This is a genomic window from Flavobacterium tructae (assembly GCF_002217475.1).
Classification (GTDB): Bacteria; Bacteroidota; Bacteroidia; order Flavobacteriales; family Flavobacteriaceae; genus Flavobacterium; species Flavobacterium tructae.
Window position 1 is genome coordinate 59,785 of sequence record NZ_MUHH01000032.1, and the last position, 15,552, is coordinate 75,336.

Here is a 15,552-nt window from a genome sequence, read left to right on the forward strand (position 1 = left end):
ACAAAAACAGGTATAAATACGTATTGCCAAAACTTTCTTAAGTGGTAGTTTTGCACCAAATAATTTTTATTTTAAATTGTAGTTTTCCTAAGAGAAAATTATAAAATATTGTCATTTTTTTTGGAACAATTAAGCGAGCTTTTTAATCGATGCCAACGATTAAAAGTCTCGTTTTTTTTTAAATCACAGTTTTCAATTGACGAGAAAACACACATTACTTCCTGCCAAAAACATCTACAAAGAATTCTTTCCTGATGATCATCGAACAAATTTTAAAAACCTGTTATGATCAAAACAAAATCACTTTGTATCTTTGAGCCTTAAAAAAAAATATAGCCCCTAAATATCTCTATGACACGAGAACACTATATTCCCTTCAACAAGGAATTTCTATTGGAACAACAATTAACTGCCTTTGCCGAAGATTCGAAGAAAACGGATGATTTCAGAAAACTGTTTGATATTATTGAACACTATTTCCATTACGAAGCTTTTAATCTTAATCGAAATCTGAAGCAAAACTACGCTTTGTTTGATCCTGATTTAAGTCTGAACGAACGCGAAAATTTTATAGGCAAAAGTGATTTCAACGTTTTCAAAGAAACATTACTTACGGTATTAGAACAGGGGAATTATCGTAGAATAGAGCAGGAAACACTGGACAAAGCTTTTGAGGATTCAGACTTAATCGGTTTGAAGCTTTCAATTGATTTCAACGCCTTTAAAGACTACGAATTATACGTTCGGGGACAACATAAGGCAAAAGAAAAGATTCGAAAATATTTTTTCTGGAAGAAAGAAATTGAAATTGAATATTACGATCGTGTCCTGATTTACCTTCATTACAGCGAAGCCGATTATATTAAAGAAAAAAAAGTAAAACTGGGGAAAATGCCTATCGAACCGGGTTCGGTTGCTTTAAAGATCTTTAAACGTGTTCCTAAAAATGATCTCGAAACTATATTCCCAAATGCTATTCCGAGAATGTCTACCAAAGACAAGTTGTTCTTTTGGGTTCCGGGAATTGGAGGCGGAATTTCACTTTTAAGTACAACTGTAATTCCTGCTTTGATTGGCATGTATGGTGCGTATCAATCGGGAGAAACTATCGATTTATTAAACAGCAAAGCTTCTTTAAATCAGGGTTTAATTGCACTGGGTATTTTATCCCTTTATTTGTTTCGTCAGTACAGTAACTTTGTCAATAAAAGAATCAAATACTCTAAAATACTTTCAGACAGCCTTTACTTTAAAAATCTCGGAAACAATAGCGGTGCTTTCTATTCACTGCTAAATTCCTCTGAAGAAGAAGTACTGAAAGAAACGATATTGGCTTATACCTTTTTATACAAAAATGAATATGCAATCTCAGCCGAAGAACTCGACAATCAAATTGAATCCTGGTTTACGACAGCTCTAAATACAAATCTGGACTTTGATGTACAGGATGCTTTGTTGAAATTAAAAACTATGGCGTTAGCTGTTGAATCCAATGGTAAATGGAGTGTTATCCCTTTAGATGACGCATTGGTAACCGTTGACTCATTATGGGACAATGTTTTTGACTACAATCAGAAAGTAGAAGCTTGTGAATGCAATTAATTACAGAATTTAATAATCAACAATGCTATAAATGAAAAGAAAAAAGCAAGGAGAAGAAGTATACTAAAAACTAGTTTTACAATTTCAACTCGATTTTCTGATAGATCATTTTGAATCCAAGTATCATTATATACTTTCAAACCGTCTACCGTTGTTTGACCATCGTTTTCTTTTTCATGATTGATTACATAAATCTTTACAATCTCCTCTTCTTTGTTTTCTATTTGATACATAACTATTTGTTTAATAAGTTATTTAATTATTGACAAAATTAGAAATGAAAAAAAAGACGGCACACCTAATAAAGCCATAAAACTATCATAATAAGACAAATACCCCCATTTTTTGAGTATTTAATCTAAAATTTATCCTTTTTTGATTATTTTTTCTCGAAAACGAAGTACTGCTTTATTGCTAGACTAAAAGCAGATCTACAAAGTTTTTAATTCAAATTTCATATCTGTGCCTTCTTAAAAACTAAGGTTATACATTTTTAAGAATAGCAGAAAATGATAAAACTAAATGTTTTTTTAGTAGATTTACGATACTAAACCCAAAACAATGAGAACATTAGAACAATGGTTTGATGAATATGCTGTAAGTCATCAGAACCCAAAGAATAAGGCGATACATTATATTTGTGTACCAGCGATCTACTTTTCGATAGTTGGACTGTTAATGAGTATTCCAAGTGATTTCATCTCCAATACCTTAAAACTGAATGCTCCTGTTCTGGAAAACTGGGCTGCTGTTGTTTTAATTTTTGTACTTCTTTTTTACCTTCGTCTGTCGGTAACGATGGCTTTGAAAATTGCTGTTTTTTCGGCAATTTGTTTGGTTGTAAATTACTATATCGGACAAGTTTTACCGTTATGGATCTTTTCTATTGGCGTATTTATAATTGCCTGGATTGGTCAATTCTACGGACATAATATTGAAGGAAAAAAACCTTCTTTTTTGAAAGATTTACAATTTCTAATGATTGGCCCGGCCTGGGTAGTCGAGAATTTATTTTCCAGAAAATAATTTGAAAAACGCAAAATAGCTCTTACTTTAATAGGAACACTAATTAACATACTTATAAAACATAAAAAAAATGGAAAACCAAAAAGCATCATCATTTGTCTTTTCGATTATTGCAATCATCTTAGGAGTAGTATTGTACAAACAATTTGACTTTGAAAAACTAACTTTCGAAAAACCGACTTTAGCAGTACTTTATATCATCGTGTTTTTATTCTCTGTTTTTATTTTGATCAAAAACGCAAAAAAAGGATCTGCAAAATAACGGAGACAAAATTTCGTACCTAAGATATCAAATCGTTTTCGAATGAATTATTAAAAAAGGGCCTGAGAATTGATATCCTCAGGCCTTATTTCAAATACCGTCATATGGTTTTAGAAATAATTTATTCTAAAATTAAATTGAAAACCATTAGCTGTAACAGAAAATGTGACAATAAAAGACAGTTTCATAAATTCGAATTTAGAAGTTATTAATCCTATAGTAATTTTATTGGTATATAGATATCGATAATATGAAGATTTTCAGGATGCAATTTAGGATCATTTAAATGACTCAAAAAGAAATTTCTATTATCGGGCTGATAACCATTTTCTTCAAACCAAACTTCGTATATGTAATTCCAGGTTTTAAAACACTCTGACATTGGTCCTTCTTTATGGAAAATGGCATACAACCCTCCACTAATTATGGTATTACCCACTATCCCCTCTCCTACTATTTTCTCAGGAACAGACAAACAAACATCAGCCTGAAGCATTCCTGATAAATTAGCGTTACTTCTGTAAACAGTTAATGCTTTGGTTTCAGGAAAATTCACTAAATTTCTTGGAGTAGCCCAGCTAAAAAGCTTTTTAAACATCTCTTCAAATGTTTCACTATCATGACTGTGAATATTGAGATTTCTGATGTATATAACATTAAATGCCTCAAGATTTTTAACTTCAAAATCAAGTTTCTTAATTTCACTCATTTCAATATTTTTTAAATTATTTAATTTGAGTGCAAGGTAGTTTTCGATTTCAGATTGCATTTTTCCAATATTGCTATCTATTATGCGAATATTGCTATTTTTATACTGTACCCGCCATTCGCTTGGTGTCATCTGTCTGATTTCACGAAAACTCCTTGAAAAAGAGGAAACATTCAAAAAACCACAATCATTGGCTATTTCACTAATTGTCTTTGACGGATTATTCATCAGGAAAAACAGAGCCCTCTCTATCTTTGCATTTTTAATAAATTCATTGATTGTTTTTCCTGTAACAGACTTAAAAATTCTATGAAAATGAAACTTTGAAAAGCTGGAAAGAGCTGCCAATTTTTCTAAAGAAAGCTCTTCATGAAGATTTTCCTTAATGTAATCTATACTCTTATTGATTCTAAAATAATATTCTTTAATAGACTCTTCCTTTGTCATGCTTTTAAGCTATAGTATAAACGTTAAATATCATTTACAAATGCAAACTAATATTAATACAAAGTTATGGATGTATTAGACATTTTTTTATTCTTTTAAAGTCCTTTTCTGAAGCAAAATTATTAATACATTTATCCAACAATAAAGATGAAAAAATGGGTGACAGAATATTAAAAGACATACGCTTTTATGAAAGTGAAAAGCAAAATATTGAAGGGCAAAGCATTCCTCGACAACTAGGTAAGCTTTTCGTACCAACAAAAGATACAAATTTTATAGGACAACGAATTGCCAGAAAATTAAACGAACTAAAATTCACTTATGGAGAATTTGATCATATATACATCAATTTAACAACCGTATTAAAGGAAAATGAAATTGTAGTTTCGAATAGAAACGTTGACAAAAGAATTAAATATTTGGATTTTGGAATTGACGTTGAAAAATTACAATCACTTTCTGATAGTGAAAAAAATGGCCTGATTAAATCAATAACATTCCAATCGCTGAGAAAAATAAGTAATGACTTAAATTTGGCATTAGTAGATCAAACTGAGAAGCTTATTGATGAGTTGGATACCAAAATAAAAATTCATTTTAAAACAAAAGAAACCAAGTCTTTTAAAATTGATATTTATTATCAAATTGAAGTCGAAGAAATTGGAACAATGGCTGTAATTGAATACAAAGACAAGAAGAATAATTTCTACGGTTCAATGAACTATAAGCTTCAATTCTATGAGGATATTTATACCTTGATTGATACAATTAGTATTGCAAAGGGTTTGATAACTTTAAAACCTAAAAAATCTTTTACAGCTGACATAAACAATAAAAGATACGAAACTCCAATACAATTAGAATTGAGCGATTTTACTCCTGTCATATGAACTTCATGGAATGTACAACTCAAAACGTATAAAACAGTTTAAAAAAGACATAAAAAAAACCTATTTCGTTACGAAATAGGTTTTTGTGTTTAGTGACCCCGGAGGGGTTCGAACCCCCAACCCTCAGAGCCGAAATCTGATATTCTATCCAGTTGAACTACGAGGTCAAAATATATTAAATTCTCAATTTTTTGAAATTCCAAATTCCACTTTTAAAATTGGAATTTGGAATTTCTATATTGGAATTTTATTACGAAAGTAATTTTTTTACAATAGTAGAAATGGTTTTTCCTTCAGCTGTTCCGCCTAATTGTGCAGAAGCCAATCCCATTACTTTACCCATTGAAGCAATTCCCGAAGCTCCAGTTTCAGCAATGATTTTTGCTACTACTGCTTCTACTTCTTCTTCACTTAACTGAGCCGGTAAAAACTTCTCAATTACAGCTACCTGAGCTAATTCAGGCTCTGCTAAATCAGGACGATTTTGCTCTGTAAAAATTCTGGCGCTTTCTTTACGGGTTTTCACCAATCTCTGAAGCAATTTAATTTCATCGTCTTCTGTTAATTCTTCTTTAGAACCTGAAGCCGTTGCAGCCAATAACATTTCAGACTTAATAGCTCTTAATGCTTCTAAACTTACTGTATCTTTTGCTTTCATGGCGGTTTTAATCTCGTCCATGATTAGTGTTTGTAAACTCATTTTCTAATTTTATTTAAATAAGCCAAGGCCTATAGATTGATCGATTACATTTAAAATTATATTTTCTCCTTCGCATAAACTGACCCATAAGATTCACTTTAAAAACCTGTTTATGAAGTCAAATTTCAAATTCTGTGCGAAGATAAAAAAAATAACCCGAAAATTAAATCCAATTTTCGGGTTATCCAATTATTATGATTTTAAAACTAGTCTACGTTGTCGTGCAAAAACGAATTGTTTGAACGCAATTGCAAATCGTTGTTACTGTCTGTTCCAACCGAAATTCTTGAGTTTGTGTTGTTTGCTTGTGAATTAGACAAATCAATACCTAATCTTTTGTAAGCAGGCTCTTTCTCCAATTCGTCAATTCTGGACACATTATTATGGAATTTATAATTAAATTCTTTTAATTTTTTTCTTCTTTCTTCGGCTCTTAAACGTAAAGTCTCTTCAATTGTCAATTCCATCGGAGACACATTTGCCGTTGTGGAGTAATCCGGCTCAACAGCGAAATCAGGTCTTGGTTTCATGGTGATATTTAATTCCGCAGGAATTACTTCTTCTACCACTTTTTCAACCGGTTTTGACGTCATTAAATCGTTTTCAACTTCCATGTATTCCTCTAAAGAATATTTGATAACTCCTTTATCAGAAAGCTCAGTTACCGGTACAAATGAAACCGGATCATTTACTTTAATATTACGAGTTTCGTTTGTTAATTCGAATAAAACTTTAGTTTCTTCAACAACCGGCTCTTTCCTAACTTCTGGCTCAGATCTGAAAATTGGCAAATCAAAGGAGAATGTCGTTTGTTCTTCTCTTTCGAATGTTCTTTGCTGCACTTGCTGAACTGGTTTTATATCCTGAAAAGCTTCGGCTTGCGGAGTTGTAATCGTAAAATCGATATCGGTTATAGGCGAAACAATTTCAAACGTAACATCCAGATTTTTGATAAACTCAGACATCACTACCAATTCTTCCTGATTCATTGTTGGAGTAGCTGCCACCGGAGCAACTTCAAATGGTGTTGCTGCAACTGGTACAACCGGAGCGGGAGTTACGGGAGCAACCGTGTCTTCATCGTCCATTAAATCAAAAACAATTTTTTCTTCTGATTTACTGGTTGGTGTATCAATTGTTAAATCAAAAGAAGTAACTGATTTATTGGTTAGATTATGAACACTTCTTTGCTCATCTTCCAAGGTATGAATGATTTTTTTAGGCTCTGTATTAACGATATCATTTTGCTGTTCAACGTCAAAACCTGTCGCAATAATAGTTACGGCAATAGCCTCACCAAGAGTCTCGTCTTCACCAACTCCCATGATAATATTGGCATTGTAACCTGCTTCAGCCTGAATATGATCGTTGATTTCCCCGATTTCATCCAAAGTAATTTCATTAGATCCAGAAACGATAAGCAACAATACGTTTTTGGCTCCTGTAATTTTATTATCGTTCAGCAACGGAGAGTCCAATGCTGCAATAATAGCTTCCTTAGCTCTGTTCTCGCCCTCTGCAACGGAAGATCCCATGATCGCTGTTCCACTATTCGAAAGAACAGTTTTAGCGTCACGTAAATCGATATTTTGAGTATAGTGATGCGTAATTACTTCAGCAATACCTCTTGAGGCTGTTGCCAAAACTTCATCCGCTTTAGAGAATCCGGCTTTAAAACCAAGATTTCCGTATACTTCTCTTAATTTATTATTGTTGATCACGATCAATGAATCGACCTGCTTACGCAATTTCTCAATTCCTAAAAGTGCCTGCTCCTGACGTACTTTCCCTTCAAACTGAAAAGGAATCGTCACAATACCAACGGTCAGGATCTCTCTTTCTTTAGCTAATTGTGCAATTACCGGAGCTGCACCTGTACCTGTTCCACCACCCATACCAGCGGTAATAAATACCATCTTAGTACCACGGTCTAACATTTTTTCGATATCAGCGATACTTTCTATAGCAGATTGCTGTCCTACATCAGGATTTGCTCCTGCACCAAGACCTTCTGTTAAGTTCATCCCTAACTGAATCTTATTAGGAACCGAACTGTTCTGCAGTGCCTGTGAATCGGTATTACAGACGATAAAATCTACGCCTTTAATACCTTGTTTAAACATATGATTGATAGCATTACTACCACCTCCACCTACACCTATTACTTTGATTACATTTGATTGGTTTTTTGGTAAATCAAATGAAATACTTCCAAATTCTGAGTTGCTCATCATCTTTTTGGTTTTTGAAATTCTTATTTAATACATTTTTTACTTCTTGACTTGGGGCCAATAAAGTAATCCTTTTCTTTTATTATCTTATTCAGCGTTGTCTAAAAAATCTTTGATTTTATCTACATATCGGTCAAAAAATGATCTTCTGATTTTTGTTTCTGTAGATTCTTCTTTAGAGACGCTGTTTCTAACTTCTCTGGTTTCTTCGATAGTTTCTACTCTTTCAACGTAGTTTTCTTCAACTTCGTATCGCTGTTGCACCGGCTGTTGTATCGGCGGCGGTACATTTCTGTAAACCACTTTTGGCTGATCATTTACAATCTCCATTCTAACAGCACTTTGCGTACTATTTTCGATACTGTTCATTACTAAACCAACTGCGGTTGCAAATAACGGACTGGAAATTTCTTCACTGGAATTTCCTGCCAAGTGCTCGTTTGGATATCCAATTCTCGTATCCATCCCTGTAATGTACTCTACTAATTGCTTGATGTGTTTTAGTTGAGCACCTCCACCCGTAAGCACGATACCGGCAATTAATTTTTTACGCGGATCCTCGTGTCCGTAAGCCTTGATTTCTGCAAAAACCTGCTCTACAATCTCCACCACACGGGCATGAATAATTTTAGATAAGTTTTTAAGCGAAATTTCTTTTGGCTCTCTTCCTCTTAATCCCGGAATAGAAACAATTTCATTGTCTTTATTTTCTCCCGGCCAGGCCGATCCGAATTTTATTTTTAAAAGCTCTGCTTGTTTTTCGATAATCGAACAGCCTTCTTTAATATCATCTGTAATTACATTTCCTCCAAAAGGAATCACTGCTGTGTGGCGGATAATACCATCTTTAAAAATGGCTAAGTCAGTCGTTCCACCACCAATATCAATCAACGCCACTCCGGCTTCTTTTTCTTCCTGACTTAAAACTGCATCAGCAGAAGCTAAAGGCTCTAAGGTTAATCCGGACAATTCGATTCCTGAACTCTGAATACATCTTCCCACATTTCTGATTGAAGAAGCCTGCCCCACTACAACGTGAAAACTGGATTCTAATCTTCCGCCATACATTCCGATTGGCTCTTTAATCTCAGACTGCCCGTCGATTTTAAATTCTTGTGGCAAGACGTGAATAATTTCTTCTCCCGGTAACATCGCCAGTTTATTTACCTGATCGATCAAAAGCTGAATATCTTTTTCGCCAATTACTTCTTCCGGATTATTACGGCTGATGTAATCGGTATGCTGTATACTTCTGATGTGCTGTCCGGCGATACCTACTACCACATCTTTAATTTTATAACCTGAATTATTTTCTGCTTCAAGTATTGCTTGCTGAATTGATTGAATAGTTTGCGTAATGTTGTTTACAACTCCTCTCGCCACTCCCAAACTTTTGGATTTACCAATCCCCAAAATTTCCAGTTTACCATACTCATTTTTCTTGCCTATCATGGCAACTATTTTGGTTGTTCCAATATCTAGACCTACTGCAATGTTATCTTTTTCCATTTTCTATTATTTTGTGCAAACTACTTGTTCCGTAAACCTAAGGTCAATTTTATTGTATTTGTATAACGAACTATCTAAAACCGCTTTTTGAAAAAAGGCTTTATAGTTATTAAATTTCTTATCAACATTCATCGTTCTGCCAAAATCGATGAAGTAATTATAATTTCTATTAAACATTTTTAAGCTACCATTAGGCATAATTTGTATTGCAATGATGTTTTTTTTCAAAAACGCATCGTCATAAATTGTGCGAAATAAAGCAGCTAAATCTTCGTTATTTTTTTTATTAATTGCCCCCGAAACAAGAGGAACTCTCGCAGTATAATTGTCCGACAAGGGCATTTTATTACCCTCATAGTCAATATAAAAAGATCGATCACCATCATAAACTCTTGCTATTGGTGTCTTCTGTTTTACTACTGCTTTTAGAACGCCATCGATACTTACAAAAACATCTGACTCTTCAATCATGTCTTGCGCATTGAGGGTTTTCTCTATCTTATTCAAATCTAATTCATCTTTTCTAATACTGGAAGCGTCTCTTTTATTTTCTATCAACAATTTATTAACCGTTTCAGGCTTCACAAAAAGCGTATTTTCTCCTACAAAAACAACCATGGATTTCTTTAATTTTCGATCTCCATTTCGATGTTGAGCGAAGGAATATAAAAAAATAACCAGCCCCAAAATAAGTATCAAACGAATATTTGTCCAATTAAATATTTTCATTCAGCATTTTTTTAATTGAAGGAACCATCTCACCAAGATCACCAGCTCCTATTGTTACAATTATTGGCGCATCACTGGCTTTGATCTCCGCTAATAAATCCTCTTTTGCAACAATTTTTTTGTTCGAATTTGTCATTTTTCCCAACAGCCATTCCGATGTAATCCCTTCCATCGGTAATTCACGTGCCGGATAAATATCCATTAAAAATACTTCATCAAACTGAGACAGACTTTCGGCAAATCCATCAGCAAAATCTCTGGTTCTGCTGAACAAATGCGGCTGAAAAATTGCCAGTACTTTACGTCCCGGATACAATTCAGTAACCGCCTGATGTACTGCATTTATTTCTGTTGGATGATGTGCATAATCATCTATATAAACTAAGTTTTCAGATTTAATCTGATATGAAAAACGTCTTCTGATTCCGTTGAATGAAGCAATGGCCTTTGCAATGGAGTCGGTCGGGGTGCCGAACGTTTTAGCCATCGCAATAGCCATTAGTCCATTCATTAAATTGTGTTTTCCCGGCAATCCGAAACGCAGATCTGTCATCACTTCTGATGGCGTCTGCACATCAAAAACATAACTTCCATTATCAATACGAACATTAAAAGCCTTATATACAGCCTCTTCATTTATAGCACACTGAACTCCTTCAAGAGGTAATTCTTTGGTTATAAACAGCTTATTTTTATCTTCTACTTTTGAAGCGAATTCCACAAACGAAGCCTCAATTGCATCACTGGTTCCGTAAATATCCAAATGATCTGCATCCATTGAAGTAATGCAGGCAATATTAGGATGCAAGTGTAAAAACGAACGGTCAAATTCATCTGCTTCCACTACGGTAACTGTTTTTCCTTCTCCAATTAAATTCGAATTGTAATTCTCTACAATCCCCCCCACAAAAGCAGTTACATCTGCTCCGCTTTCATACAGTATATGACCCAAAATACTTGAGGTTGTGGTTTTTCCATGTGTTCCTGCCACAGCAAAACAAAACGTATCTTTAGTGATAATCCCTAAAACTTCAGCACGTTTTTTAACCACATAATCTCTTTCTGTAAAATAATTCCATTCAGAATGTGTTTTGGGTACAGCCGGTGTAATAATCACCAGTGTGTTCTCGGTATAATAATCCTTTGGAATTAAACCAATATTATCTTCAAAATGAATATCAATACCGCTTTCAATCAACTCGCTTGTCAGCATAGATGGTGTCTTATCGTAACCGGAAACCTGTTTCCCTATATTTTTAAAATAGCGGGCCAGGGCACTCATTCCGATGCCTCCAATACCAATAAAATAAACGTTTTGTATTTGATTTAAATTCATTTCTTTTCTCGCTTTAAGCAATAGGCTTTAGGCTTTAAGCCTCCTGCTTTTATCTTTATTTTTTATACTCTTATTATTTTAAACACTTAAGCCGCTTTGTTTCACACAACAGGCTTATAGCCTATTGCTTACAGCCTACAGCTAAATCAGCTTCACAATCTCGGCTACGATATCTTGTGTTGCTTTTGGTTTTGCCAGTTTTTTGATATTTGCACTTAATTGTTTTTGCTTTCCTTCATCTTTAAGCAAGGCTTCAAAAACAATACTAAATTCATTATCTAATTCTGATTCCTTCAATAAAATAGCTCCTTTTGCATCTACAATTGCTTGCGCATTTTTTGTCTGATGATCTTCAGCAACATTCGGCGACGGAATAAATATAACCGGTTTCCCTACAATACACAATTCGGAAACCGACGAGGCTCCGGCACGTGAAATAATCACATTGGCAGCCGCATATACAAAATCCATTCTTTCAATAAAATCAACCACCTTAACATTTTGCTGATTGTATTTTTTATATTCTTCAAAATACAACTTTCCGCATTGCCAGATTATCTGAACGTCCTGCGAAAGAAAATTTTGCAATTCTTTTTCGATTAACTGATTGATTCTTCTCGCTCCTAAACTCCCTCCTAAAACCAACAATGTTTTTTTATTCGGATCTAAACCATAAAAAGCAATCGCCTCTTCATGCTTACTGTCAATATCAATCAAATCCTGACGAACCGGATTTCCGGTTAAAACAATTTTCTCTTCTGGAAAAAAACGCTCCAGATGATCATAAGCTACACAAATTGCATTGGCTTTTTTACTTAGCAATTTATTCGTAATTCCCGGAAACGAATTCTGTTCCTGAATGACTGTTGGAATTCCGGCCGAACCTGCTGCCTTTAATAAAGGTCCACTGGCAAAACCTCCGGTACCAATTACAACATTTGGCTTAAATTGTTTTATGATTCGTCGTGACTCCAGCAAACTTTTTGCCAATTTTAACGGAAACATTAAATTTTGCAACGTAAGTTTTCTTTGCAAACCTGCAATCCAAAGTCCTTTGATTTCATAACCTGCCTGCGGCACTTTCTGCATTTCCATTTTATCTTTGGCACCTACAAAAAGAAATTCAGCGTCAGGGAATTGTAATTTTAATTCATTCGCAATAGCAATTGCAGGATAGATATGCCCTCCTGTACCACCACCACTTAATATGAACTTATATTTTGTCATTTTTTTTTAGTTATGAGTTGTGAGTTATGAATTCTCTCAATACTTCTCAACCTATTTCTCAATTCTCTTTCTTCTATTATCTTGCTTCTATTCTCTCCGCTCTATACTTATTTATTTAAAACTGCATTCATTGGATTTCTGGAATTGTCTTCAATGGAATACATCCCCTCTTCTTCGTATATCTTTTCATCAGCAGGCAGATCTTCTTCTGCTAATTCTTTATCAATTAATCTTTGAAGAGCCTCTCTTCTTCTTTCTTTTTCTTCCTGTTCTTCAGCAATTTCTTCTTCTTTTTTCGTCACACTAATGATAATTCCAAGGGAGAAACAGGTCATCCAAATCGAACTACCTCCACTACTGATCAACGGAAGTGTTTGCCCTGTTACCGGAAGCAGCTCCACTGCAACAGCCATATTGATCATTGCCTGAAAGATCATTGGAAACCCGAGTCCGACGACGACGAGCTTTCCAAATAATGTATTGGCCTTATGTGAGGCGATCACAAATCGGAACAATAACAATAAGTACAAAATCAATATTGCTACCCCACCTACTAAACCGTATTCTTCTACAATAATCGCATAGATAAAATCGGAAGAAGACTGTGGCAAAAAGTTTTTCTGAACACTTTTCCCCGGACCTACTCCTCCTAATCTCCCTGATGCGATTGCAATCTTTGCTTTCTCAATCTGATAATCATCTTCATCCGGTTTATCGGTGGTAAAGTTTTCGATACGACTTCCCCAAGTACTAACCCTGCTAAAGAATCTGGAATCCGGGAATGCCTTTGCTACCAAAAGGAAGAACGCAAACATCGCAATTCCGGAACCGATAATAAAACCAATATATTTTAATGGATACCTGCCAATAAATGTCAGCATAATTACCATTGCAAAAATCAACGCTGTGGTTGAGAAGTTCGCCGGTAAAATAAGTGCCAGTGTTATAAAAACCGGCAGCCAAAGCTGTATCAGCGATACCTGAAAAGGTTCATTTTCTTCTTTCGTTTTCGACAGATAACGCGCCACAAATATGAACAATATACTGGCCGCCAAGGTCGACGTTTGAAACGTAATTCCGATAAAAGGAACCTGAATCCAACGGCTCGCATTTGCACCTGCAATAACAGTTCCTTTCAACAAGGTATAAAGCAGCAAAAACCACACAATAGGCAGTGCAATTTTCGAAATCGCCCTGAAATAGTGATACGGCACTCGATGCACCCAGTAAATGATTAGGAAACCAATACAAACGTGAGCCAAATGCTTTACTAAATAACCTAATGTATTTCCGGTTCCATGACCTATATAGGCCAGATTACTACTCGCACTAAAAACAGGCATAAACGAAAACAATGCCAATAAAGCCACGAATGACCATATTACTCTGTCTCCTTTTAATTTGTTCACCAGCTCTTTCATAATCTTTTGTTTCAGGTTTCTCTCGTTTCAGGTTTCAAGCTTCAGAATTCAAACCTGAAACCTGAAACTTGAAACATTTTTTTTTACAAATTGTGAACGGCTTGCTTAAACTGTCTTCCTCTGTCTTCGTAGCTTTCGAATAAATCGAAACTTGCGCAGGCCGGAGACAATAAAACTGCATCACCTTTTTCTGTTAAACGCTGTGCTGTTTTTACAGCATCGTTCATATTATTTACTTCAACCATGATGTCAACCACATTTCCGAAGGCGTTGATAATTTTATGATTATCAATTCCAAGGCAAATAATAGCTTTTACTTTTTCGCGAACTAATGACATCAGTTCGTTGTAATCGTTTCCTTTATCTACTCCACCAACAATCCAGACTGTTGGAACGTTCATACTGTCTAAAGCAAAGAAAGTCGCATTAACATTTGTTGCTTTTGAATCATTGATATATTGTACATTCTGAATTTTAAGTACTTTTTCTAAACGGTGTTCAACACCCTGAAAATTAGATAAACTTTCGCGAATTGTTGCATTTCTAATTTGCATCAATTTCGCAACAGAGCTTGCTGCCATTGCGTTTTTCATGTTATGTTTTCCTTCTAACGCAATGTGTTCTGTGTCCATTGTAAACTCTTCTTGGTTGATCTTTATTTCCATTTTGTTGTTATTTATAGAAGCTCCTTCATCGAATGATTTCGTCAATGAGAAAGGAATTAATTTTGCTTTTGTTTTGTTGTTTTTTAACCATTCTGTACTTGCTTCATCATCTGCATCGTAAATGAGATAATCACTTTCGGTCTGGTTCATCGTTATTCGAAATTTCGAATTGATATAATTTTCATATTTATATTCATATCTATCGAGGTGATCGGGACTGATATTGGTTATGATCGCAATATCCGGTCTGTAATCTATTATTCCGTCTAACTGAAAACTGCTTAATTCAAGAACGTATGCATCGTATTTATTCTCGGCTACCTGCCAGGCAAAACTCTTTCCTATATTCCCTCCCAAACCTACATTCAAACCTGCTGATTTTAATAAATAATGGGTCAGCATAGTGGTAGTCGTTTTTCCGTTACTGCCTGTGATTCCAATAGTCAGTGCTTCTGTAAAAGGTTTTGCAAATTCTATTTCCGAAATCACTTTTACTCCCGCTGCTAACAACTTCTTTACAATTGGTGACTTTTCAGGAATCCCCGGACTCTTCATAACCACATCAGCATTTAAGATCAGATCTTCGGTATGCTGTTCTTCTTCCCAGGGAATTTTATTAATGATAAGAACTTCTTTGTAACTCTCTTTTATCTTTCCAAAATCTGATACAAAAACATCATATCCTTTTTTCTTTCCGAGAATAGCAGTACCTACGCCGCTTTCTCCTCCGCCTAAAACCACTAACCTCATACTTTATAAAATTAAAAATTGAGAATTAAAAATTAAAAATCTGCTATA

The 15,552-nt window shown here is 34.7% G+C and carries 14 protein-coding genes and 1 tRNA gene; 4 read left to right on the forward strand and 11 right to left on the reverse strand.

Annotation, left to right across the window (positions count from 1 at the left end):
* The first annotated feature begins 351 nt into the window (after nucleotides 1-351).
* A complete protein-coding gene (locus B0A80_RS14640) occupies nucleotides 352-1,602 on the forward strand; it encodes a TMEM143 family protein (RefSeq protein ID WP_089077729.1) in 1,251 nt (416 codons plus the stop codon).
* Here B0A80_RS14640 and B0A80_RS14645 read toward each other — a convergent pair.
* Nucleotides 1,599-1,835 carry a hypothetical protein gene (locus B0A80_RS14645; RefSeq protein ID WP_089077730.1) on the reverse strand — a complete coding sequence of 79 codons (237 nt, stop codon included), beginning with the start codon at nucleotides 1,833-1,835 and terminating at the stop codon, nucleotides 1,599-1,601. The genes B0A80_RS14640 and B0A80_RS14645 overlap by 4 nt on opposite strands.
* A 328-nt stretch (nucleotides 1,836-2,163) precedes the next feature.
* Here B0A80_RS14645 and B0A80_RS14650 point away from each other — a divergent pair, with 328 nt between their 5' ends.
* Entirely contained in the window at nucleotides 2,164-2,628 is a 465-nt protein-coding gene (locus tag B0A80_RS14650; RefSeq protein WP_089077731.1) for an Mpo1 family 2-hydroxy fatty acid dioxygenase, read from the forward strand.
* A gap of 70 nt (nucleotides 2,629-2,698) precedes the next feature.
* Nucleotides 2,699-2,890 (forward strand): hypothetical protein, encoded by a 192-nt coding sequence (locus tag B0A80_RS14655; RefSeq protein ID WP_089077732.1) that lies wholly within the window; start codon nucleotides 2,699-2,701, stop codon nucleotides 2,888-2,890.
* Nucleotides 2,891-3,104: 214 nt separating this feature from the next.
* Here the strand turns inward: B0A80_RS14655 and B0A80_RS14660 are convergent, their stop codons facing one another.
* A complete protein-coding gene (locus B0A80_RS14660; RefSeq protein WP_089077733.1) occupies nucleotides 3,105-4,046 on the reverse strand; it encodes an AraC family transcriptional regulator in 942 nt (313 codons plus the stop codon).
* A gap of 155 nt (nucleotides 4,047-4,201) precedes the next feature.
* Between B0A80_RS14660 and B0A80_RS14665 the strand changes: the two genes are divergently transcribed.
* Entirely contained in the window at nucleotides 4,202-4,936 is a 735-nt protein-coding gene (locus tag B0A80_RS14665; protein WP_089077734.1) for a hypothetical protein, read from the forward strand.
* Nucleotides 4,937-5,029: 93 nt separating this feature from the next.
* Here B0A80_RS14665 and B0A80_RS14670 read toward each other — a convergent pair.
* The 9 genes from B0A80_RS14670 to murD all read right to left on the reverse strand — a co-directional run bounded on the left by B0A80_RS14670 (nucleotide 5,030) and on the right by murD (nucleotide 15,504).
* A tRNA-Arg gene (locus B0A80_RS14670) sits at nucleotides 5,030-5,103 on the reverse strand.
* Nucleotides 5,104-5,186: 83 nt separating this feature from the next.
* On the reverse strand, nucleotides 5,187-5,636 hold the full coding sequence (locus tag B0A80_RS14675; RefSeq protein ID WP_089077735.1) for a GatB/YqeY domain-containing protein: 450 nt from the start codon (nucleotides 5,634-5,636) through the stop codon (nucleotides 5,187-5,189).
* A 206-nt stretch (nucleotides 5,637-5,842) separates the two neighbouring features.
* Nucleotides 5,843-7,870, reverse strand: a complete 2,028-nt coding sequence (gene ftsZ / locus B0A80_RS14680; RefSeq protein ID WP_026110047.1) for a cell division protein FtsZ — start codon at nucleotides 7,868-7,870, stop codon at nucleotides 5,843-5,845.
* An 84-nt stretch (nucleotides 7,871-7,954) separates the two neighbouring features.
* A complete protein-coding gene (gene ftsA / locus B0A80_RS14685) occupies nucleotides 7,955-9,376 on the reverse strand; it encodes a cell division protein FtsA (RefSeq protein WP_017497013.1) in 1,422 nt (473 codons plus the stop codon).
* 6 nt (nucleotides 9,377-9,382) lie between these two features.
* Nucleotides 9,383-10,105, reverse strand: coding sequence for a cell division protein FtsQ/DivIB (locus tag B0A80_RS14690; protein ID WP_070908714.1), 723 nt, complete (start codon nucleotides 10,103-10,105; stop codon nucleotides 9,383-9,385).
* The gene (gene murC / locus B0A80_RS14695) at nucleotides 10,092-11,441 is read right to left on the reverse strand and encodes a UDP-N-acetylmuramate--L-alanine ligase (protein WP_089077736.1); all 1,350 of its coding nucleotides are present in this window, start codon (nucleotides 11,439-11,441) and stop codon (nucleotides 10,092-10,094) included. The genes B0A80_RS14690 and murC overlap by 14 nt, the downstream gene beginning before the upstream one ends.
* Before the next feature lie 141 nt (nucleotides 11,442-11,582).
* Nucleotides 11,583-12,668, reverse strand: coding sequence for an undecaprenyldiphospho-muramoylpentapeptide beta-N-acetylglucosaminyltransferase (murG, locus tag B0A80_RS14700; RefSeq protein WP_089077737.1), 1,086 nt, complete (start codon nucleotides 12,666-12,668; stop codon nucleotides 11,583-11,585).
* A gap of 107 nt (nucleotides 12,669-12,775) precedes the next feature.
* Nucleotides 12,776-14,089 (reverse strand): FtsW/RodA/SpoVE family cell cycle protein, encoded by a 1,314-nt coding sequence (locus tag B0A80_RS14705; protein ID WP_017497017.1) that lies wholly within the window; start codon nucleotides 14,087-14,089, stop codon nucleotides 12,776-12,778.
* Nucleotides 14,090-14,172: 83 nt separating this feature from the next.
* Nucleotides 14,173-15,504, reverse strand: a complete 1,332-nt coding sequence (murD, locus tag B0A80_RS14710) for a UDP-N-acetylmuramoyl-L-alanine--D-glutamate ligase (protein WP_089077738.1) — start codon at nucleotides 15,502-15,504, stop codon at nucleotides 14,173-14,175.
* Nucleotides 15,505-15,552 lie beyond the last annotated feature (48 nt).

What these genes read in the sequence shown, in the direction of transcription:
- B0A80_RS14640 (WP_089077729.1), top strand. Translation starts at nt 352, where the DNA reads ATGACACGAGAACACTATATTCCCTTCAACAAGGAATTTCTATTGGAA.
- B0A80_RS14645 (WP_089077730.1), bottom strand. Translation starts at nt 1,835, where the DNA reads ATGTATCAAATAGAAAACAAAGAAGAGGAGATTGTAAAGATTTATGTA.
- B0A80_RS14650 (WP_089077731.1), top strand. Translation starts at nt 2,164, where the DNA reads ATGAGAACATTAGAACAATGGTTTGATGAATATGCTGTAAGTCATCAG.
- B0A80_RS14655 (WP_089077732.1), top strand. Translation starts at nt 2,699, where the DNA reads ATGGAAAACCAAAAAGCATCATCATTTGTCTTTTCGATTATTGCAATC.
- B0A80_RS14660 (WP_089077733.1), bottom strand. Translation starts at nt 4,046, where the DNA reads ATGACAAAGGAAGAGTCTATTAAAGAATATTATTTTAGAATCAATAAG.
- B0A80_RS14665 (WP_089077734.1), top strand. Translation starts at nt 4,202, where the DNA reads ATGGGTGACAGAATATTAAAAGACATACGCTTTTATGAAAGTGAAAAG.
- B0A80_RS14675 (WP_089077735.1), bottom strand. Translation starts at nt 5,636, where the DNA reads ATGAGTTTACAAACACTAATCATGGACGAGATTAAAACCGCCATGAAA.
- ftsZ (WP_026110047.1), bottom strand. Translation starts at nt 7,870, where the DNA reads ATGATGAGCAACTCAGAATTTGGAAGTATTTCATTTGATTTACCAAAA.
- ftsA (WP_017497013.1), bottom strand. Translation starts at nt 9,376, where the DNA reads ATGGAAAAAGATAACATTGCAGTAGGTCTAGATATTGGAACAACCAAA.
- B0A80_RS14690 (WP_070908714.1), bottom strand. Translation starts at nt 10,105, where the DNA reads ATGAAAATATTTAATTGGACAAATATTCGTTTGATACTTATTTTGGGG.
- murC (WP_089077736.1), bottom strand. Translation starts at nt 11,441, where the DNA reads ATGAATTTAAATCAAATACAAAACGTTTATTTTATTGGTATTGGAGGC.
- murG (WP_089077737.1), bottom strand. Translation starts at nt 12,668, where the DNA reads ATGACAAAATATAAGTTCATATTAAGTGGTGGTGGTACAGGAGGGCAT.
- B0A80_RS14705 (WP_017497017.1), bottom strand. Translation starts at nt 14,089, where the DNA reads ATGAAAGAGCTGGTGAACAAATTAAAAGGAGACAGAGTAATATGGTCA.
- murD (WP_089077738.1), bottom strand. Translation starts at nt 15,504, where the DNA reads ATGAGGTTAGTGGTTTTAGGCGGAGGAGAAAGCGGCGTAGGTACTGCT.